Origin of the sequence: Mycoplasma todarodis (genome assembly GCF_965212735.1) — a bacterium.
GTDB lineage: Bacteria > Bacillota_I > Bacilli_A > Mycoplasmatales > Metamycoplasmataceae > Mycoplasma_K > Mycoplasma_K todarodis_A.
The window spans coordinates 135,055-157,020 of the sequence record NZ_CBDBYJ010000003.1; the positions used below are offsets into that span (position 1 = coordinate 135,055).

21 protein-coding genes are annotated in these 21,966 nt (G+C 31.0%); 1 reads left to right on the forward strand and 20 read right to left on the reverse strand.

The window, feature by feature from the left end:
- Window positions 1–14: 14 nt before the first annotated feature.
- The 4 genes from ACOMC1_RS03080 to rmuC all read right to left on the reverse strand — a co-directional run bounded on the left by ACOMC1_RS03080 (window position 15) and on the right by rmuC (window position 2,883).
- Window positions 15–1,154, reverse strand: coding sequence for a hypothetical protein (locus tag ACOMC1_RS03080; protein WP_420331179.1), 1,140 nt, complete (start codon window positions 1,152–1,154; stop codon window positions 15–17).
- 132 nt (window positions 1,155–1,286) lie between these two features.
- Entirely contained in the window at window positions 1,287–1,505 is a 219-nt protein-coding gene (locus ACOMC1_RS03085) for a hypothetical protein (RefSeq protein WP_420331180.1), read from the reverse strand.
- 61 nt (window positions 1,506–1,566) lie between these two features.
- On the reverse strand, window positions 1,567–1,758 hold the full coding sequence (locus ACOMC1_RS03090) for a hypothetical protein (RefSeq protein WP_420331181.1): 192 nt from the start codon (window positions 1,756–1,758) through the stop codon (window positions 1,567–1,569).
- A 33-nt stretch (window positions 1,759–1,791) separates the two neighbouring features.
- On the reverse strand, window positions 1,792–2,883 hold the full coding sequence (rmuC, locus tag ACOMC1_RS03095; protein WP_420331182.1) for a DNA recombination protein RmuC: 1,092 nt from the start codon (window positions 2,881–2,883) through the stop codon (window positions 1,792–1,794).
- 94 nt (window positions 2,884–2,977) lie between these two features.
- Here rmuC and ACOMC1_RS03100 point away from each other — a divergent pair, with 94 nt between their 5' ends.
- On the forward strand, window positions 2,978–3,271 hold the full coding sequence (locus ACOMC1_RS03100; RefSeq protein WP_420331183.1) for a hypothetical protein: 294 nt from the start codon (window positions 2,978–2,980) through the stop codon (window positions 3,269–3,271).
- Between the two features lie 43 nt (window positions 3,272–3,314).
- Here the strand turns inward: ACOMC1_RS03100 and ACOMC1_RS03105 are convergent, their stop codons facing one another.
- The 16 genes from ACOMC1_RS03105 to mnmE all read right to left on the reverse strand — a co-directional run bounded on the left by ACOMC1_RS03105 (window position 3,315) and on the right by mnmE (window position 21,951).
- Entirely contained in the window at window positions 3,315–4,118 is an 804-nt protein-coding gene (locus ACOMC1_RS03105; protein WP_420331184.1) for an HAD-IIB family hydrolase, read from the reverse strand.
- 25 nt (window positions 4,119–4,143) lie between these two features.
- Window positions 4,144–4,452 (reverse strand): thioredoxin family protein, encoded by a 309-nt coding sequence (locus tag ACOMC1_RS03110; RefSeq protein WP_420331185.1) that lies wholly within the window; start codon window positions 4,450–4,452, stop codon window positions 4,144–4,146.
- Window positions 4,453–4,475: 23 nt separating this feature from the next.
- Complete coding sequence (gene proS / locus ACOMC1_RS03115) at window positions 4,476–5,912, reverse strand: proline--tRNA ligase (protein WP_420331186.1); 1,437 nt, start codon at window positions 5,910–5,912, stop codon at window positions 4,476–4,478.
- Window positions 5,913–6,082: 170 nt separating this feature from the next.
- Window positions 6,083–7,663: an MHO_4530 family protein gene (locus tag ACOMC1_RS03120; RefSeq protein WP_420331187.1), complete on the reverse strand. Its 1,581-nt coding sequence runs from the start codon at window positions 7,661–7,663 to the stop codon at window positions 6,083–6,085.
- Complete coding sequence (locus ACOMC1_RS03125) at window positions 7,663–9,804, reverse strand: ATP-dependent helicase (RefSeq protein ID WP_420331188.1); 2,142 nt, start codon at window positions 9,802–9,804, stop codon at window positions 7,663–7,665. Before ACOMC1_RS03125 ends, ACOMC1_RS03120 begins: the two co-directional genes overlap by 1 nt.
- Entirely contained in the window at window positions 9,804–10,478 is a 675-nt protein-coding gene (locus tag ACOMC1_RS03130) for an RDD family protein (protein ID WP_420331189.1), read from the reverse strand. Before ACOMC1_RS03130 ends, ACOMC1_RS03125 begins: the two co-directional genes overlap by 1 nt.
- Window positions 10,479–10,485: 7 nt before the next feature.
- Window positions 10,486–11,454, reverse strand: a complete 969-nt coding sequence (locus ACOMC1_RS03135) for a glycosyltransferase (protein WP_420331190.1) — start codon at window positions 11,452–11,454, stop codon at window positions 10,486–10,488.
- An 82-nt stretch (window positions 11,455–11,536) separates the two neighbouring features.
- Entirely contained in the window at window positions 11,537–12,883 is a 1,347-nt protein-coding gene (asnS, locus tag ACOMC1_RS03140) for an asparagine--tRNA ligase (RefSeq protein WP_420331191.1), read from the reverse strand.
- A gap of 243 nt (window positions 12,884–13,126) precedes the next feature.
- Complete coding sequence (locus ACOMC1_RS03145; RefSeq protein WP_420331192.1) at window positions 13,127–14,914, reverse strand: PhnE/PtxC family ABC transporter permease; 1,788 nt, start codon at window positions 14,912–14,914, stop codon at window positions 13,127–13,129.
- Complete coding sequence (gene phnC, locus ACOMC1_RS03150) at window positions 14,898–15,902, reverse strand: phosphonate ABC transporter ATP-binding protein (RefSeq protein WP_420331193.1); 1,005 nt, start codon at window positions 15,900–15,902, stop codon at window positions 14,898–14,900. The genes ACOMC1_RS03145 and phnC overlap by 17 nt, the downstream gene beginning before the upstream one ends.
- Before the next feature lie 78 nt (window positions 15,903–15,980).
- Window positions 15,981–17,156 (reverse strand): hypothetical protein, encoded by a 1,176-nt coding sequence (locus ACOMC1_RS03155; protein ID WP_420331194.1) that lies wholly within the window; start codon window positions 17,154–17,156, stop codon window positions 15,981–15,983.
- Window positions 17,157–17,388: 232 nt separating this feature from the next.
- The gene (locus tag ACOMC1_RS03160; protein WP_420331195.1) at window positions 17,389–18,351 is read right to left on the reverse strand and encodes a ribose-phosphate pyrophosphokinase; all 963 of its coding nucleotides are present in this window, start codon (window positions 18,349–18,351) and stop codon (window positions 17,389–17,391) included.
- A complete protein-coding gene (locus tag ACOMC1_RS03165; protein WP_420331196.1) occupies window positions 18,341–18,937 on the reverse strand; it encodes a DapH/DapD/GlmU-related protein in 597 nt (198 codons plus the stop codon). The genes ACOMC1_RS03160 and ACOMC1_RS03165 overlap by 11 nt, the downstream gene beginning before the upstream one ends.
- 56 nt (window positions 18,938–18,993) lie before the next feature.
- A complete protein-coding gene (rsmA, locus tag ACOMC1_RS03170) occupies window positions 18,994–19,803 on the reverse strand; it encodes a 16S rRNA (adenine(1518)-N(6)/adenine(1519)-N(6))-dimethyltransferase RsmA (RefSeq protein ID WP_420331197.1) in 810 nt (269 codons plus the stop codon).
- Between the two features lie 37 nt (window positions 19,804–19,840).
- A complete protein-coding gene (locus ACOMC1_RS03175) occupies window positions 19,841–20,599 on the reverse strand; it encodes a TatD family hydrolase (RefSeq protein ID WP_420331198.1) in 759 nt (252 codons plus the stop codon).
- A gap of 41 nt (window positions 20,600–20,640) precedes the next feature.
- The gene (gene mnmE / locus ACOMC1_RS03180; protein WP_420331199.1) at window positions 20,641–21,951 is read right to left on the reverse strand and encodes a tRNA uridine-5-carboxymethylaminomethyl(34) synthesis GTPase MnmE; all 1,311 of its coding nucleotides are present in this window, start codon (window positions 21,949–21,951) and stop codon (window positions 20,641–20,643) included.
- Between the last annotated feature and the right edge of the window lie 15 nt (window positions 21,952–21,966).

Here is a 21,966-nt window from a genome sequence, read left to right on the forward strand (position 1 = left end):
ATTAATTAGGTGTTTTATTTAAGTCATGTAAGGTTCTTAGGGTCAACATTTCCAAGTAATTTCGGATTGCTTTTAGCTTTTTCCTGTAAATCTTTAATGATACTTTTTGGAGAATATGTAAATTCTTCATTTGCATATAATTTTGTTATATCGTGGTTATTTTTCTCTATATATTTCATAACTGTATTATGGAAATATTCTTCTATTTCCCCAAACATTGTGACATACTTACGGAATTCACTTTCATTAAGTTTTGCGAGTGATTTTAATGCATCTTCAAATTTTTGTTTTATTGTTTTACCATTTGGGTCTTTAAAATCAATCACACGATTAGAAAGTTTTACTCCAATAAATCTTTTCAAAATAGCATGTTCATTTATGAATGTTTCACCATTTATATTTACACCATCATTAGAGTGGTTTTTATCATGAATCTTACTTCAAATCTTTTTAAGATCTTCTGTTGCCCCGTCAACTGAAACGCTTTTTGTATTCGAGTTTATAGTTTGTTTCCCTGTTATAGGGCTTCTAACAATATACCCATCAATTTTTGCTTCAGGCGGAGCAGTGCTTAATGTTGTTTGGATTGCTATTCCTTGAATGGTATCTTGTATCTTTGTGATTTTATATTTTCTCTTTCAACCATCTAAAACAACTTTGCCGTTGCTTGTTCAAAATAAATCTTGCATTTGTCATTTATTTTCATTTTTAAGTTCCTCAACTTTTTGCTTACATCATTCTTGAATTTTCTTATTCAACAAATCAAATTCATCTTCTTCAGTTTTGGTTCTTTTTTCATTGCTAAGTAATTCATCATATCTAGCGACTTTCTTCATATCTAAATTACTTAAAATTTGATTAAAAATACTTGTAGAGTTTGATCACAATGTAAACCCATGACCTTCCAATCACATTTGTAGTTTCATAGTTTTTTCAGCGATTTCTTGTGTAAGGCTGAAACCAAATGATGAACGTCTGGCTAAATCAGGTTTTTGTTCGTTCATACTATATTCTTGACCAACCCTTATGCTTGTACTTCACTTAGAAACGCCATTAAGAGCTTCATCTTTTCCACAAGAAACCGCAACAGCTATTGGAGCAGCTGTTGATAATGTTATTAGTGATGTACCTAAAAACGCTTTCTTGATTCTCATAATTCCACCTTATTTTTCTTTCTAAATTATAATGCTAAATTATAACATTTTGTAGTTTTATTACAAAACTAACATAGTGTTATTATTCAAAATATAGTGCAATAGCATAAAAAATAACAACAAGCGTTGTTGTTAAATTTTAGAGAAGAATCAAGCTAATTCTCCTACTGCTAGACCAATTATATTCTCCGCATCTCTAATTGGGTGATCAATCGGAATTTCCTTGATATCTATACTATCTCCAGGTTTAATACCTGCATTTTTAGGGGCTACACCTTTCTTACCCTCTGTAGTTTCGTATACAGAATAATCTTCATGGTCTTTTAAATGTTTCTTAATTTTTTGCGACATATAAACCTCCTATACTTAAATTATAAAACTTTAATGAATAAAATAAAAAAATGAGGAACTTTTAGAAGTCCTCATTTTCTGTACAAATCATAATGTGATCGTTTGCGATTTTCATTTGTTTTGTATTTGTAGTTCAGTTTGCACCTTTACCTCTTGCGTTTAAAATTCTTTTTCCACAAGACATAGTAATTTGGTTGTTGAATTTATTAATTGATTCAACTTTACACTTAACTGGTTTATGTTTTTTAGCCATTGTTACCAACTTTCTTATTTCAATTATATAGTTTTATTTGTTTTCTATTGTAGGAAGTTCTTTTATCTTTCCTTCTTTAACTAACTTTTTAACTAGACTATTTTGTTTTTTCTGGATTGTTGGATAATGAGTTGTCATAGCAATATTGAATTCTTTGTGCGTTGCAGCTAATTTATTAGAGAATTTATTTACACTTTCTAAAATACTTACCATTTGATCATAAATCATCTCATCCTTATGAACTCTTTCATAAATCTTAATGATATTTGCTATTGATCAAGTTATTTGAACAAATGATGATGGTGAAGTAATATAGATTTTATGTTCTTCTATAACTTCTTTGAAAAATGAAGGGAATTCATTATAAAGTTCCATATAGATTTCATCATTTTGTAGAACCAATAAACCATAATCTGCAGTATTGCTTTTACCTAAATATTTAGTTATCAACTTAACTTGTGACAATACTTTGTTTTTATATTTTTGATCTACGATTATTTTATTTGTATCTGGGTCGATTTCAGTTTCTAATACTTTTGAATCTATTGGGATTCATTTCTCATCTTCATTACCTGACTGAATTGCAAACTCAACAACGTTTTTACCCACTGTAAGGTTTTCAACTCAAATATTATTATCAAGACCAGACTTTTGTAGAAGAGTCTTTAATTGAAGTTCTCCTAACTCACCTTTTCCTTTGTTACCTGATGAAGCAAAGAATGTTTTTTCTATTTTATTCAACGGAACTAATTTTTCGTTGATTTGTTTTTTATAATAATCAAGACTTGTTTTTTCGTCTCTTATTCTATCTTTAAGAACTTCTATTTCTTGTAATTTTTCATGGATAGAAATGTTTGTTTCTTGTTCCTTCTTTTTCGCCATTTCAAAGTCATGTGTTTGTAACTCTAATTTTCTTGAGATTTCGTTTTTCTCGTTTTTAGCTTCCATCAAGAAATTGCTAAGTTCTTCTTTTTGTTTAATCACTTCTTCTAGCCTTTGTTCAGTCATTTGAAGTTGAGATTTTGTTACAGCCATTTCTTTATCATTAGAACTGTTTGATAATATATGTTCCTCTAATTTATTTCAACTCATGAATAATCTTGCAAATCAATTAATTTTTATCATTTTTTTTCTCCTATATCTTGTTTAGTGTGAACCTAATTATATAAAAGTAAATAGTAAAATACACACAATTAAAAAGAAAGGGTAAAATAAATATATGAAAATAAAAAGTTGAGATTTTAAAACACATAGAGATTGTTTCGGCAACAAGGGACCAACAACAGTAGATCACATTTACCCAAAGAGTAAAGGTGGAATTCGTTCAAGAAGAAATTCCCAATTATTATCTAAAAAATCTAATCTTCGTAAAGCAGATAAACTTGAGGGAAAGATTAATAAAATACCTTTTAGAATAGTAAAACAACTCGATAAAAATCAAAAGGTCCAAGGATTAATGAGAATTCAAATTGATGAAGAATGATATGATGTTGAAAGAGTTCTTTTAGATTAATACTTAGACATTTTTTATATAAAAAAATAATCGTGTAAAACGATTATTTGTTTTTTTGTACTTCATTATTTAACAATACTTTTGCTAGCCCTGCAGGTTTGTATGAAGGTGCTAATCAATCAGCCATTTCAATTAATTTTGGGTTTGAATTAGCCATTGCAACAAGCATAGTTTTATCTTTACATGTTGAGTCATTCATTGAATCACCGATGTGTGCTGTTTCCATAGGTTTTAAGCCTAGTAACTTAGCAACCGTTGCATTTGCTTGACCTTTTGTTGCTTCACCTGATGTTACCTCTATTGTATAACCATTACCAGATGTAACTATTGATAAAGAAGGGAATTGTTCACTAAGTTCTGCATTAAGTTTAGCAATCTTGTTTTTACCAGCTCCCGAAAATACTAATTTAGTAAATTCTTTTGTGTGTTCAAAATCATATTTTCTATGTGTTTTGAATCCAACGTGTCTTGCGATCATTCCATAAGGGAATTTAGCACCATAGAAGATACCATCATCATTTGGTTTGATCATCATTTTGTTCTTCATCATAATTTTTAAAATACGTTCAGCAATTGGTCCAGGGAAGTTATGCTTTTCAATGATATTTCCTTCAATATCAACTATTTGCGCACCATTTTGACAAACTGCGTATTTTAAACCAAGTTCTTGAATAAGAGGAAGTGCATTTTTAACATGTCTTCCTGTTGAGATAATAACTGGTATTTTTTTATTTGTTTCAATAATTGCTTTCTTATTTTCTTCAGAGATTGCATGGTGACCATCAACTCTAGTATCGAAAGCTGTTCCGTCTAAATCTATAAAATATGCTTTGGGATTAAATTTCATATAAAAATTATAAAGAAAAAGAGGCTTAACCTCTAACTTTTTCTTCGAATTCTTCTCTAGGCATGTATCCTGATGCTTCACCAGTTTTTGTACCCTCTTTGTAAATGAACATTGTTGGTAGTCCTGAAACGTTGTTTGCAACAGCTCATTCTCTATGTTCGTCAGCATCAATTTTGAAAATTGAAATATCTGTTTTTTCTTCATTGATTAAGTCTCATACTGTTGATGTCATCATTTGACATGGTCCACATCAAGATGCAGCTACGGCGATAACAGTAAATTTGTTTTCTTTTACTTTTAATTCAATGTCTTCTGGTTTAATAAATTGTGTCATTTTTCTCTCCTTGTTAATCGTTTTTAGTATGCTTTAGCAAACACAACGAAACGATTTGTTAATTGCCCTGTAATTATACACTTTCTACGTCCTGGTTTTTCAAATTTAAATGGTAGACATCTTGTTGATGCTAGTGTATCTCTTTTAATCATTTCTTCATCTTTATCATTTCCTGCGAAAGGAACAATTACGAATTTTAGATTCTTATCATCTGCGAAGATTTCTTTGAATTCTTCATATGATTCTGTGTAAACTGTTTTTTCTTCAAGTCTTGCTTGCGCTGAAGAAAGTAGGTTGTTGTGGATATCATCTAGGATTGGTTTAATTTTTGTTTTAACATCATCAATTGCAACTTGAATTTTTTCAAGTGTATCTCTTCTTACTAAAGTAACCATTCCTTCTTCAAGATCTCTTGGTCCAACTTCAATTCTTAATGGTGTTCCTTGAATTTCAGATTGTCCAGCTTTGAAACCTGGTCCTTTTGTTGAAGCGTCAAGATTAACCCTTCATTTACGAGCTAATGTTTTTTGTAATTCAACAGCAGCAGTATGAACATTTTCATGTTTGTGTCCAAACACTTCAATAATGTCAATTTGTGTAGGTGCTACTCTAGGTGGAATAATAATCCCTCTATCGTCACCGTGTGTCATGATAATCGCACCAATTAATCTAGTAGATACTCCTCATGATGTTTGGTAAGCAAGTTCTTGCTTGTTGTCTTGGTTTTGGAATGAAATATTGAATGCTTTAGCAAAGTTTTGTCCTAGGTAATGTGAAGTACCTGATTGTAAAGCTTTACCATCTTTCATCATTGCTTCGATTGTATAAGTAGTAACTGCTCCAGCAAATTTTTCTTTAGGAGTTTTTTTACCAACGATTGTTGGGATAGCAAGATATTTTTCTAAGAATTTTGCATACTCTTTAATCATTGTTCTTGAAAGTTTTCTAGCTTCAATAGCAGTTGAGTGAGTAGTGTGTCCTTCTTGTCATAGGAACTCTGAAGTTCTTAAGAATGGGTTAGTTGTTTTTTCTCATCTTAAAACATTAGCTCATTGGTTGTACATGATTGGTAAATCATTATATGAGTTAACTTCTTTTGCAAATAATTCTCCGAATAGAACCTCTGAAGTTGGTCTAATTACTGAATATTCATTTAATTCTTTATCTCCAACTTTTGTTATTGTTGCAAGTTCTGGTGCAAATCCCTTAACGTGATCTTTTTCTTTTTCGATATATGATAATGGGATTAAAACAGGTAAGTAAACATTTTTTACTCCTTTTGATCTAAGTACCTTGTTGAATTCCATTTGTATGTTTTCTCAAATTCCATATGAATTTGGTTTAAATACAATAGTTCCTTTTACAGGACCATATTCCATCAGTTGTCCTTGTTTAACAACATCTGTATATCATCTTGAAAAGTCTTCGTTTTGTGGTGTTATTTTATCTAATTTTTTCATAAGTAATATGATTATACTACTATCCTTTCCAAATTATGAGAAAAGTGTTAAAAAAAGTTAAATTTCTTTAAAATCTGTTGTTTTTCACCAAAAGCACCATTTATACAATAATAGTTTTTAGGGTAAAACTATTATTTAAAAGCGAAAAAAAAGGACCTTTATAGGCCTTTTTATTTATAGTCGTAATAGAACTCAAGTCCAATAACTTTTCTTTGTTTAGCATCTAGCTTTAATGAAGGTAATTCGTAAATCATTTTTGTACCTTTTTTAGCAGCAACTTCTCTAATTGTTGAAAGCTTAACATATGTTTCTGAACTATGAGCTATTTTTGAAAGTTCTCTATCAATAACAATGAACTTAGGTGCAACTCTTGTTAAAGCAGTCATATCTTTAACATCAGCTTTACGTATTCTGATACCACACAGAATACCTCTTTCTTGTAATTGCATAATAATAGCAAAAAGGAGCTTTTGAGGGGTTTTATCATCATACTCAACCATATAGATTATTTTATTGTTAACAATCTTTCTAGCATTGTCAATTAATCATAAAGCATCGACGTCCATAATACCAGGTGAAGATGCTACTTCAGAAGTAATTTTTTCAGCATGAGCATTCATCATCTTTACACGCATAATATCATTAGTTAGAACCATAGCAATGAATCTAGAAGGTGTATCTTTAATATCTGGGAATATATATTTGATGATGGCTCTTTTACCACCGAACTTTTTAACTCTTGTTTCTATTGTTTGCATTGACTTAGCTTTTATAGTTTGTTCTATAGTAATGTAAGCATGTTTATATTTTTGGAAAACTTGAATATCATCAGCAGCATATGTTGATTCAGTATTTAATTTTAATGATTTTCAAATAACGTAGTCTAGTTTAATTAATAATTCAGAATTCTTCTTAGGTGAATCTATTCTTTTTGTAAATAATGTACCTGATTGATCAAAGTACTTTTTAGCACCCTTTTTATTTAATACCTTTTGAATGTTTTGTTTTCTTTTAGCGATTTTCTTTTTAATGAAAATTAAACTGGTTGTTGGCATAACTAACACAAGTTTATTTTCATATAAGAAATACTTCATATCACTAAGTCCAATTGCTTTCTTCATTTGTTGGAAGAAAATATTTTTTGTTTCTAGTGTTGTTTCTCTCATATTAAATACTCAGAAACCAATAAATTTAGAATCGAACGTACCTAGTGAAGAGCTTTCAATTCTTTCTGTGAATGTTGTTTTGAATTCAGGGTTTGGTAGAAAGAATTTAATTTCTCCACCAATAAACGAGTTGTCGCATTTAAACATTGTTGTTGTCATAGTGAAATTCTTTTTACCTTTTCACTCAAACATTTTTGCAATCTTACCTTTTCTAGTTGTTTTTTTAGGTTGGTGATTTTTTAGTGCATTTATTTCAAATGAAACCTTAACATCCTTTTCATTTTCAATATCGTGCATTGCATTTCTATATTTTTTATTAGTAGCTTTATCAAAGAAAGTCATGAACTTGTCTAAGTCCATTCATTTACCATTGTAAAATGCTGAAATCTTTTGAGAGTTGGGGATTTTTGTCCCACTTAATGATGGGTGGTTAATGTTTCTGATTTTTCTTTTCTTGTAATCAATCTCAAACATTACCTTCCCACTGTCGTTTGCAATCAGTTCCTTGTTGAATAAGAAATATAGGATTGTTGAAAACAATCCAATAGCTATTATCGTTACTATTACAATGACGGCAGTTATCATTATTCCTCTTCTTCCTCAATTATTTCTTGAACACTTGAAAGTGATTTATGGTTTTTCATAAGTGTTTTTGTTCCATGTGGATCTTCAAAGGCTATTTCAGCCATTTCTCCATCAATCTCGGTAATTACACCTATACCGAATACTTTATGCTTCACTTGTGAACCAACTTCGTATTCTACATCCTCAATTTTAGCATAGTGAGTATCTAGTTGTTTTGGTATAAAGATTTCTTTAGTGAAGTCTCTAATTCTTAATCCCATTTCTGTTATAAATCTTGAAGGAACTTTCATAAATCTATGATCTATTGAGTAACCTTTTGAATCTGAAAGGAAAAGTCTTTTTCTTGCACGAGTAATCGCAACATAAGCAAGTCTTCTCTCTTCTTCAATTGCAGCACCACCAGCAGCTATTGCTTTTGATGATGGGAATACTTGTTCTGAAAGTCCAATTAAGAACACGTTATCAAACTCAAGTCCTTTTGAAGTATGGATTGTCATAAGTGTAATGTATGAAGATCCTGATTTTAATTCATCTTGTGCTGAAACTAGTGCAACTTCTTGTAGATATTCTTCAAGAGTTTTACCAGGGTTTCTTTCTTCTCATTTACCAATCATGTTGATTAGTTCTTTAATGTTAGCAATACGGTTTAATTCATTGATTTGAGTTAATGAATCCATATACCCTACTTCAATTAGGAATTTTTCTAAAACTAATTTAATTGGGTTTGATTTTAATGCAGCTCTATATTTACCAAATAAGTTAAATAAGTTACCTAATGAGTTTCTTTGTGAGGCTGTAACTGGAAGTTCACCATAGTGAGAAATAATTACATCGTGTGTTGTTTTTCCTTTTGCTTCTGCAAATTTAGCAATTTTTTCAACTGTTGTTTTACCAATCTTACGTGAAGGGACATTAATAACTCTTTGAAGTCATACTTCATCTCCATTAGCAATAACTTTTAAATAAGCAATAGCATCTTTAACTTCTTGTCTTTCGAAGAATTTAACATCACCGAAAATTTTATAAGGAACATTACCATTGATTAACGCTTGTTCCATAGTTCTTGAAAGGTAGTTAGATCTATAGAAGATAACCATATCTTTAAGTTGAACTTTTTGTCTTCTAAGTTCATCAACTCTTTGTACAACTCATTTAGCTTCCGCTTCAGGAGAGTAAGCATGGTTGAATATAATCTTTTCACCCTCATCATTGTTTGAAATAAGTTTTTTAGGAAGTCTATTTTCATTGTGTTCAATTAGTTCATTAGCAGCATTAAGAATTGCTTGTGTTGAACGGTAGTTTTCTTCTAATTTAATTGTTTTAGATTTTTTGAAGTCTTTATCAAAGTTAATAATTAATTCAACTTTAGCACCACGTCATGTATAGATTGTTTGATCTGGGTCACCAACGATTGTAATATTGTCATGGTGTGCAAGTACTTTAACGATTTCATATTGAATTCATGAAGTATCTTGGAACTCATCAACAAGAACATAATCAAATTTTGCTTTTCATTTTTCTGCAACTTTTTTATCTGTCACAAATAATTTGTGAACAAAGATTAACAAGTCATCGAAATCAAGTGATTTAGAAGCGAATGTAGATTCTTTATAACCTTTATAGATTAATGCTTGGTATTTGTCACCTTCTGTTTCAGCTGACTCAAGTAATTCATCAGGTTCAATTAAGTTAGACTTAGCTTTTGAAATGTAATCAATCATATGTGAGTATGACATTGTTTTTGAAGAAACATTGTATTTTGCATATATTGGTTTTAATATTTGTCTTTGGTCAATACCATCAATAATATTAAAGTTTCTTGGGTATCCAAGTGAAGTAATGTCTTGACGTAAAATTCTCACACACATTGAGTGGTATGTAGAAAGTAATGATTTATTTGCAGCAGCTTCACCTACGATTGCAGCAACACGTTCTTTCATTTCTCCTGCAGCTTTATTTGTAAAAGTAACAGCAAGAATTTTTGATGGATCAATTTTCTTTTCTTCTATAAGATATGCAATTTTATGTGTAAGAACTCTAGTTTTACCAGAACCCGCACCAGCTAATAGCCTAAGTGGTCCTTCCGTGTGCATTACTGCTTTCTTTTGATTTTTATTTAAACCTTCTAATATATTAATCATTATTTCTCCTTTGTGCTGATTCATTCAACAATGTTATTTTCTACAACAATTGGTTCTACAATTCTTGTTTCTTCTTCTACTTCTTTATCAATCTTCTTGCTTGAACTTACAACAGAAGCTTGTGCTCATCTGTCGTGTCATCCTCTTTTATCTTTATTTGGAACAATAGTAATTCCCAGTCACATTTGAATAAATCAAATAAGACCAGAAATTGACCCTACAAAGGTCATTCTTGTTTTTTCAAAGTTAGTTAGATGGTCTACTGGATTCGTATAACCCTTTACCCTCGCAGCTGAATCTATTAATGTATGATTGACAACCGCCATACCTAATAAAGCAATTACAATTCAAGCAATACCGAATGCTATTTCACGTTTTAAAATAGCTTTATATATACTTCCTTGTTCAGCAACAACTTTAATTTTCATTATCTTCATACCAATCGATCAACCTTTTGTGGCTAATGGTATTGCAATCATGAATATACCTATACAAAGTATTGTAATTAAAGCTCAAACATAAAACATTCACGGGCTATTAAATGTAGCCGGTCCACTTCTGTGTGGTTTAGCAAGAATGAAAAGTAAACCTATTGAGATTACCGCTATTAAGAAAAAATCTATTGCTCTAGAAATTAATCTTTTGAATAATCCAATTGGTTTATTAATTTTCATACCGCTCCTATCTAAATTCTTTTATTGACTTTTTAAGCTCTGTCTTTGTTCTTTTTGCAGATAGTCAAATCGCTTCTCTGTTGTTTTTTAATAAGTATTTATTTGTAATCAATAATGTCTTAAGATCTTTGTCATACATTTTTGTTATTTGGTCAAATAATTTATTGAACATAATGTTGTTCTTGTAAGCGATTGTAAATATAGGAAGGAATATTGCAACACTATATAAAGTTGCATATGTTACTTCTTGTAGATATTCTGAATTAGACACATCCGCTTGTACGATGTTTTTAACTAATTGTTTTGAAAGTCTCAATGGATTAAATGATACTGATTCTTTCGAAACATAAGTTTTAATTATTCTTTTGTTAACTGTAGCAAATGTTTTTGCGTGTTTGTTTAAGAATAAGTAAAGTAGTTCAATTGAGAATCTTGTATTTAATTCCACACCATTGTATTGACTTGCAGTTTCTAAAAGAAGTGATGTTTTATACACTTTGTTTAATGCGAAAGGCATTGTCATAGCAATTACAGCTGGTTTCTTTTCTATTTCAACCATTGTAGGTGCTTTAATTCTTAAATCAGAGTTTCATCTTGTTACTCCTCTAAATGTAGCTGGGAACTCTAGAACATCTGGTGAACCAGTTTTCTTTAATGATGCAATGATTTCTCCAACACCTTCAAATCTTTTGATTTCATCTGATGTAGAAATGAATAGTGTGTATTCTCCAGATGCCATTCTAATTCCATCTAAGTTAGATTTTGTTCTACCTTGACGTTTTGTGTTGTAAGCAATCTTCATTTTGTTTTTGAATTTTTTAGATCATTTTTGTAATTTTTCCATTTGTCCAAATACATTTGTGTCTACGACCACAATAAGTTCAAAATTCTTATTTTTTTGTGTGTACATTCTTTCGAAGAATGGGTCGATTTCTTCTGGTCTTCTATAAATAGTTGTGATAATTGATAGTTTCATTCATGCTCCCTTTTGATTATTTATTTAAATTATAACATTTAATTAAAAAACAACCCTATAGGGTTGGGTGTTTTTTTACTTATTACATCATTAATTTTCCTGGTGTTCTTGGGAAAGCGATAGAGTCTCTGATGTTTTCTACACCAGTTACATACATAACTAATCTTTCAAATCCAAGTCCAAATCCAGCTGACATACCTTGGCCAAATCTTCTTAAATCTAAGTATCATTGTAGGTCTTCTTGGTCGATTCCCATTTCATTAATACGAGTAACTAATTTATCGTAATCACATTCTCTTTGTGATCCACCGATTAGTTCACCGATACCTGGTACTAATAAGTCGAATGCAGCAACTGTTTTTCCATCTTCATTTTGGAACATGTAGAATGCTTTAATATCTTTTGGATAGTTTGTAACAGCAACTGGTCCTTTAACTAATTCTTCTGCAATGTATTTTTCGTGTTCTGTAGCTAAATCAATTCCAAATTTGATATCTTTTTCATCAAATCTGTCAGCTACTTTTTTAAGTTCTTCAATAGCATCTGAATAGTCCATAACTGTTAATTTTTGTCCTAAGTATGATTGAAGTTTTTCATGTAATCCTGGAGCAACAAATTTTTCTAAGAAATTGAATTCTTCAGGGTGTTTTTCCATTGTTTTTGTAATAACTGTTTTTAACATTTCATCAGCAATTTTGATTATTTCTTGTAAGTCAGCAAATGCAACTTCTGGTTCTACCATTCAAAATTCAGCAGCATGTCTTTGTGTATGTGAATTTTCAGCACGGAATGTTGGTGCGAATGTGTAAACTCCACCAAATCCATTTGCATAAGCTTCAGCGTGAAGTTGTCCTGTAACTCCAAGTGTAGCTTTTTTACCGAAGAATGCATCTTTTGATTCATCATCTACAACAAATGCTTCTCCTGCTCCTTCTCCATCGTTACCAGTAATAATTGGTGATGCAGCAAGTAAGTAATCTTTGCTTGCAAAGTGTGCGTGAATTTCTTGTGCTAATGTTGATCTAACTCTCATTGTTGCACGGAATAAGTTTGTTCTATGTCTTAAGTGTGGAACTTCTCTTAGAACTTCTCTTGAGATTCCATTTTTTTGTAATGGGAAATCTTCATCTGTGTTTTTAAGAATTTCAAAACCTTCAGCAACTAGTTCTGCAACTTGTTTACCTTCTGGTGTGTGTAGTAATGTTCCTTTAACGATTACAGAAGCACCCATTCTAGCTTTATCAACTAATTCTAGGTCAACTCCCATTTCAGCTTTAGCAACGATTTGTAAGTTAGCAAATGTTGAACCATCATTTACAGCAACAAATCTAATTTTTTTGTTCCCTCTGTTAGCTGTAATTCATCCTTTAATTTCTTGTTTTGTTTCATGCAGTGATGCAATGTCTTTTAATAATTGTTTTATAGTCATGACTAAATTATATAGCAACATGATTTTGTTGCTATCCTTTCTTTTTTTAATTTTATGAATTTAAAAACACATCCTTTTTTAAGAATGTGTTCTTTAATTATTTAAAGCTCCACATTCAATAATAAATAGACGTAGAACTTTGTGATCTACGTTTTAGCAATTATTATTATTTAATGTGAAAGTGTTTTTCTTCATATCTAAATAATTATACTATTAAAATAAAAAAATATCCATAAGTGGATATTATTTTTTAGCATCTAAATTAATTGTTGAGTAGTATTCTTCTTTAAATTTATTTTTCGGTTTTCTAAAGATGTAACCTCTATTAATTTTAAGTCTTGTCATATTAGAAATTTGTTCTAGGATAAGAACTACACCAAGTGTAACAATTATAAACGCTGAAGCTTTACCATATGTTGATAATTTAGCTGTAGCGTTAAGCATTTCGTAACCGAATGCACTAATACCAAGTGCTCCAAGCATAACTGTTTGTTTAAAGTTGATTTCAACTCTATAGATAGCAGTTGAGAAGATTTGTGGTCTTACTGAGTTTCAAATAATGTATTTGATTTTTGCGAATGTTCCCATTCCAAATGCATTACCTGCTGATATTGTTTCTTTATCAATGTTATCAGCTGATTCAGCAATCAGTTTACCCATCATCCCTATAGCGTGTATTCCAAGCGCTAAGGCTCCAACAAAGTTTGGATTTGTTCCACCCATTCATAGAACAATAGCATATACATATGCAGGAACTGATCTGATTAAAATAAGTATAAATCTAAATACAAATGCAACATATATCGGCGCTACATTTCTTGATGCAATTAGCCCAATTGGAATTGCAAGAATCAATCCTATAATAATAGAACACACAACCATACCAAGTGATTCTAATGCTAATTTAACAGCATTATTATCTAGTGATCAATCCGTAATGAATTTTCATTCTGGTTTTGAAAGTGCTTTTAACAATACAGGGAATTCATCCGTGTTTCTCAACACATCAAATCTTAAGTTAAGAGCAAAGTATATAACTATACCGATAGAAGCTAAAGCAAAAATTACTTTAGGTATTCATAATTTTCTTGGGTTTTTAAGAACTCATTGAACTGATTCTTCATTGTTTCCCAACCCTTTTTCTTTAAATTCTGTTGAATAATCTTTAGCTTTATTATTAAGTATGAATTTTCTAATACCCCATGCTAAAGCTTCGATTAACATAACAAACATAACGATAACTGAAATAACAACTGTCAATTGCCCTCATGTTCCAGGGATTGATTGGTATCTACTTATTAGAACTCCAATCCCAGTTAAACCTATAACCCCAAGTATTGAAGCAAATCTAACAGTCATTTCAAAAGCATATAGTGTTAATGAAACAAATTTTGCTGTAACTTGTGGGAATAAACCTCTTTTAAATGCCATTCATTTGTTTGCACCAAATGCTTCTAGCATCATTTGTGATTCCGTATCAACAGAATCAAATTCTTCATACATTCATTTAGCCATAATTGAGGCTACAAATATTGAAATAGTAATTACTCCATTAGTATCCGATACAAATTCATATTTCAAAATGTATGCAAGTAGTATTGGTGGGAATGCACGCATAATCGAAAGTACGATCCGCATTGGTATATAAATGAATTTTGATTTGATAGTATTCTTGGATGCCAAGAATGCTAGTGGTAGTGCTGCGAAAGCACCAATAACGGTACCAACAAGAGCGATACCTATGGTCTTAAATATAAATTCAATTGACTTTTGGAATGTGTCTGATGTCGTATACACATCACCAGTAATTGAATGGTAATCTTTAAAATTAAAGAATTTTGGTAAGTTGTCAAACAATGATTTTATCGCTTGATTATCATTACCTAATTTGTAGAATGCAGTTATCGCAATTAATAAGATTGCTGCAGATACTGCTAATGATGTTCACGGAAACTTTTTGTGAACTTGTTGTTTTCTTGAAACATACCTAAAATTTAATGAACTAAATAATTTTTTACAGGTGTTGCGCATTTTTTCTTAATGATCTTTTGATATCTACCTTTTTTGGATTTGATACCCTTGGTTTCATTCCTTGTTGTTTTCTTAATTGTTGTTTAAGTTCTTGTTTTTTATTTGTTAGATTGTTTCCAGAATCTTTTGAAACTTCTTCTTTTTTATTATCAGTTATTTTCTTTTTAACTGTTTTTTTCTTTTTGTCTTCAATGATTCCTAAAGCAGCTTCAACCGCTTCTTCTTCAAGGTTATCTCCATAAATTTGTTTTAGCACATCATAAGATACATCTTCTGATTTACCATCATAAACAATTACACCTTCTTTAACACCAACAATTCTTGTTGCGTATTTAAGAGCTAAGTCAACGTGGTGTAAGTTGGCAATAACTGTGATTTGTTGTTCAATGTTAATCTTTCTAAAGTCATCCATTATGAACTTGGCCATAATAGGGTCTAAAGCCCCAACTGGTTCGTCCGCAAGGATAATATGCGGGTTTTGAACTAGTGTTCTTGCTAAAGCAACCCTTTGCATTTGACCACCTGATAGATCTTCTGCTCTAACATATGCTTTTTTAAGCATGTTTGTTGTTGCAAGTGCTCTAAGCGCTGCTTCTTTTTCTTTCTTTGTAAATATCCCTAATATTTGTCTATAGAATGGCAATTGCGAAACAATTGAATTTAAAACATTTTGAATTACTGTTGCTTTATCAACTAAGTTATATCTTTGGAAAACAATCCCAACAGATTTTCTAACTTTCTTTAATTTTTTCTTTGAGGGGTTTTTAGATATGTTGTGTCCATCTACAAATAATTTACCTGAAGATATCTTTGTTAAACTATTGATTGATTTAACAAGTGTTGTTTTACCCGCACCTGAAAGACCAATGACAGCAACAAATTCACCGGGGTTGGTTTCTAAATTAATATTAGAAAGTGCAACTGTACCATTAGGTCAAACTTTACTAACGTTTTCAAATTTTATCGTATGGCTGTATTTTTTATTCATTTCTTCTCCTATTTTTAGATACAAATAAGGCTCAGCGCCTTATTTGAAGTATTTTGTTTTGTTTTTACCTATAGTTTTTTATAGACCAAACATGTCTTTAAATGTTTTAAATCCGAATTTTCCAAAATGTTTTTCCATAATTTTTTGTGGCATTAAGTATGAAGCTCCAGAAGTTGTTGAACCATGTGCGATTCTTAAGTCTCCTTTTACTTTGTCTCATTTTTCTTTTGTTGGGTTCTCAAATAAATCTTTAAGTAGAACTCCGTTAACTTTTTGACCTTTTTTAGCAATGAACATTGATCTATATCAAGTTGCATCGTTTGAACCTTTTTCCGCAATTTCCACATTGTTACCATTGTAGATGTTTGCTGGATCATTAGCCATTTTCACTAATTGTTCATTTGTAAATTCTGAACCTTGTGCTTTTACTGGATCTCATTTTAAGTGATCTCTACTTGCTTGTGCAAACATATGAACATGTTTACCATTTTTAATGATTGAATCAAATGTGTCATATGGTAAGAATCCCATTGAAGATTTACCACTTGCAACTCTTTCTGCTGCAATTGAATAATCATTTGCAATATTGTATTTAATACCTGTTACACCTTTAAATTCTTTTTTCAGTAAAGGTAAAAGTTCTTTTGTAATAATTTTTGCCGCTTTTTTAATTTGTTCAGGATCTCTTGAAGCTACAAATTCTAATGTAAATGTACCTGTAGGTTCTGAACTACCGAATGTTGTTTCGTGGTTCTTGTGTTCTTTATTACCTGGTTCTGTATCTGTTGAATCCGTTACCATCGCATTGTAAGATTTAACTGAATAAGTTGCATCGAAAACTTGTTTCTTTTTACCACCTTGTTCAACTGTTAATGCTTTATTACCAATAAGTGTTTGGAACATTTTAGCTAATTTGGCGTTAGCTGCTTGTGAATATTCAGGTCTAGAAACAAGACCATTGTTATAGATTTTATCTGATACAGCTAGAACTTCTGTATTAGCTAATTTCCCATCTTTACCTTTAGCTAGTGCTCAGTCCATAACGTCTTTATCAAAGTCTTTACGTGCATCTGAATAAATAGGTACTAAATCAGCTTTATCAGCTTTTAAAAGCCTTCCAGCGTCTTGATATGAACCTTGTTTAATGAAGTTATCTTGTACATCACCTTTTCCACATGATACTACTGCTACAACAGGAACTGCAACAGCTGTTATTGCTGTGAAACCTGTTAAAAGTTTTGTTTTAATTCTCATAATTTAAATAATTCTCCTTTTAGATTTAAAGCATATTTAAGACCAATATGCATAATTATTTTATTTTTAAATGCATCTTTTTATGCTGAGTGTTAGGGTTTAATAGGTTAAGATTTCCTAACACCTTATTTTTTTCTTGACATAGAAAAGGAATTATTGTATTTATCAATGTGAGAGTAGTTTTGATTTTTGCACAAAAAAAAGAAAGCTATTGCTTTCTCGTTATTAATAATTATAGTTTGTTTTGAATTTGTTCGTAGATTGTTGAAACTGATGTTCCATCAACTGTAGCTTTTATAATTTTTGCTAAGAATGTATCTAAAGAAACAACTTTTAGTTTGTCTGATTTTATTCCGTAAACTCCTGCAATTGAATCTGTGATTAATACATGTTCAATAGCATCTGATTCTTCAAAGTGTTTGAAACCTTTTGAGAATATACCGTGTGTTGCAGCAATAAGGATTTTTTTAGCTCCTTGACGCTTAAGTTCTTCAGCAGCTTTGATGATTGTTCCACCTGTATCGATCATGTCGTCGATGATAACACAGTTTTTACCTTTAACATCTCCAAGGATACCTGAAATTACTGATTGGTTAGGTCCTGTTCTACGTTTGTCAACGATAGCAACTTGCACTGTATCAGCAACTAATTCAGCGAGAACTCTAGCTCTAACTGCTCCACCATGGTCTGGTGAAACAACTGAGAATTTTCCAAGCTTTTTAATTTCTGGGGCGAATACGAATTGTCCTTTTAAATCATCAACTGGAATGTTGAAGAATCCTTGAATTGAAGGGTTGTGTAAGTCAACACCAATAACTTTTGTTGCTCCAGCTGTTTCTAATAAATCAGCGAATAATTTAGCACCGATTGGTTGTCTACCTTTTGCTTTTCTATCTTGTCTTGCATATCCATAATATGTGTTAACTACAGTGATGTGTCTAGCTGATGCTCTTTTAAGAGAATCAATAAATAGAAGTAATTCCATGATGCTGTCATTTACTGGTGTTGAAGTTGATGCAATGATGAATACATCTTTATTTCTTACAGTGTTTGTTGACTGAACAAATATTTCTCCATCAGAGAAAACTGTTTTTTCAATTGTTGATAATTCAATATCTAATATGTTTGCAATTTTTTTACCAAGAACTTCTGAGTTCTCCATGGCAAATATTCTTGTTTCGTTGTTATTTTTCATTTTGTTCCTTTGTTACTTGTCTAGCTCTACCGAAAGCTAATTGTTTTGTTCCTACGTTTTCTGTGATTGTTGAGCCCGCAGCAATAATAGCTTCATCACCAATTTCAATTGGAGCAACAAATACTACATTCACACCAATTTTTGCATTTTTACCAATGATTGTTTCGTATTTGTTACCGTCATGTCAAGAGTTTGCAGTTATAACACTAGCACCAATCTGTGTTCCCTCACCAATTGTTGCATCAGACACAAAAGCTTTGTGATAAACCGATGAACCAATGTGGAAAGTAGAATTTGAAATCTCTGACTGAGGACCTATTGAGTTTTTACCAAGAAGAATAACATTCTTTCTAATAAGTGTGTATTGCCCAATCGATGATTCTTCACCAATAAACGACTCTTTTATAACAACACCTTGATACAGTTTTACACCTTTTTCTATTGTAGATTTTGCATCAATGCTTACAAGAGGATCTATAAAACAACCCTCAGCTATTTTTGCACCTTCTTCAATAAAGGTATTTTCAATATCTGCAAATGTTACCCCAGGATAAACTGAAGCGTCTCTTACTCACTTTTTATTCATAAAATTATTATACATAATTTGGTGTATATTGGTATTTAAAAACACCATAAAGGTGCTTATTTATTAAACTTTAAGAAAGCTTCTTCAAATTGTTTATTTGTTAATTCTTGAGGTCTAACCGACTCTTTTAATCCCATTTCTAAAATCATTTTTTTAGCGGTATCAGGACCCATTATTAATTTTCAATTGTTAAATAATGTTTTACGTCTTTGTGTAAATGATTTTTTAACAAATTCCAAGAAAGCTTTATTATCTAAATCTTGTGTTTTATTAAATGTAAGAGAGACGATGGCTGAATTAACTCTCGGAGCAGGAGAAAATGAAGAAGGTTTAACAACAAATTCTTTTTTAACTGTTGCGTAATAGTTTGTAGATATTGTTAATTTACCATATTGTTTTGAACCAACTGGAGCACTAAGTCTATCTGCGACTTCATCTTGAATCATGATTACAGCTTTATCAAATTTTTCAACATTTTCGAATAGTCTAAAAAGAATATCTGAAGTGATGTAGTAAGGTAAGTTTGCTACTAAAGTTCTTTTCCCTTCTCACTCTAATGATTGTTTTAAAAAGTCTCCATCGATTAATTCGAATTTGTCTTCCTTGATTTCTCCACTAAGAACCTTAATCATATCTTCATCAATTTCGTATGCTGTAAGTTTCTTTGCTTCTGGAAGAAGGAATACGGTTAGTGAACCCATACCCGGACCAACTTCAACAACTTCTTTATCTTTGATGTCAGCAACTTTGATGATGTGTTCTAAAACATTTTGATCAATCAAAAAGTTTTGACCGAATCTTTTTTTAGCATGGACTTGCAATTCATATTTATTTTGTAATTCTTTTATTTTATTCAGTGTTAACATATTGAATTAATTATAAAGAAAAAACCACTAATGTGGTTTAAACATTGAATACATCTTTAACATTTTTTTCAATAGCTTCTAGAACATCCTCTAGTTTTTCTTCTCTAAGTTCAGCAATATGTTTGATTGTGTCAATTACATAAGCTGGTTGATTCTTTTTACCTCTATGTGGAATAGGAGCTAAATAAGGTGAATCAGTTTCAGAAAGAAGTCTATCAAGCGGAATCATCTTTGCTGCTTCTTTAAAGTCTTTTGCATTCTTAAATGTAACAATTCCAGAGAATGAAAGATAACAACCAAGATCAAGATAATCTTGTAAACTTTCAGATCCGTAAGCATAAGAGTGCATAACGATTTGAAGGTCTTTGTACTTTTCTTGACCAATAACTTTTAATGTTTCTTCATTAGCATCACGTGAGTGAATAACTGCAGGAACACCTTTTTCCATAGCTAGTTCTAATTGCGCTTCTAATGAAGCAATTTGTGTTTCTCTTGAAGGGTTATCTTCTCAGTGAAAATCTAAACCAATTTCACCAATTGCAATAACATCTTCTGTAAAGTGTTTTCTTACAAACTCCGCATCTTCTGCACCTGTTGAATCATTTGGATGGATACCAATTATTGGGTGGATGTTTTCATATTCTTTTGCTAATTCTAATGTTTCGGGTATTGTTTTTTCTTCACAACCAACAACAAACATTTTATGAACACCTTTATCAAAGGCATTTTGTAAAATTTCTTTATAGTCATCGAACTCTGAAGGCACTACGTGCATATGTGTATCTATATATTTCATATATAAATTATAAAGAAAATAATAAAAAACACCCGAGGTGTTTATTTACCAAGACAAAAGTTCTTGAACATTGAATCTAATAAGTCTTCCTGATCTGCTTTACCAAGTATATTAGCTAAGTCATCTCATGCTTTTTGTATATCAATAATAACTGTGTCTGGACCAAGTTGCATTTCAAGTCCGTTAATTGCGTCTTGAATAGATATTAAGGCAGCTTTTATTAATGAAAGTTGCCTTGTGTTGTAAACAATTCTTTCGTCGTTTAAATCGATATCTTTAAACTTATCTTCTATTGCATCAAACAATTCAGTTATTTTGTTTTCTTTAGCAGAAATAGAAATACCTTCACGCTTCATTAGGTCATTCTTGTTTCAAACTTTTAAATATGGTCTACCTTTAGATGCTGCTTCGATTTCGATATCATCTTGAGTTTCGCCAATTTTTGAATCAATTAAGTGAATTACTAAATCAGAATTTGATATTTCAGCTATTGATTTTTCAATACCCATTTTTTCAACTTTATCATCCGTATTATGAATTCCTGCAGTATCCTTCAATTTCAATAATACTTGACCAATTTGTAATGTTCCTTCAACAATATCCCTTGTAGTTCCTGGTATATCTGTAACGATGGCTTTTTCTTCCTGCAATAACGCGTTTAACAATGATGATTTACCCGCATTAGGTTTACCAACTATCGCTACTGAAACACCTTCATAAATTGCTCTTGAACTATTTGAGACATTTACAACGTTTACAATCTCTTTTTCAATTTCTTTTAGAGCAGGTAATAAATTCTCTGTAGTTAATTGTTCAACATCATCATATTCTGGATAATCAATATTCACTTCACAAGTTGCGATAATCTTAAGCATCTTAGCTTTTAGACCTTCTATCAATTTTGAAGTCCTACCATCAAACTTCTTAACTGATAATTTAGTTTGCGCTTCTGACTTAGCGTTTATTAAGTCATTAATTGCTTCCGCTTTAACCAAGTCCATCTTACCATTCATAAAAGAACGCCTAGAGAACTCACCATTTTCAGCCATTCTTGCTCCGTTCGCAAGTATTAAACCTAATATTTTATTTGTATTAACCACACCACCGTGTGCATTAATTTCAACTGTGTCTTCACCAACAAAAGTGTTTGGACCTTTGAATCAAGCAACCAAAACTTCATCAACAATTTCGTTTTGATCCATTATCTTACCGAATGTTAAAGTTTTATCCTTACCAACCTTACCAGTGTATATTTTTGAAACGATTTCAAAAGCTTCAGGACCTGAAACCCTGATTATTGATATGGCCTGGTTTACATTCCCAGATGATATTGCTGTTATTGTGTCATACATAGTATATTTATTATA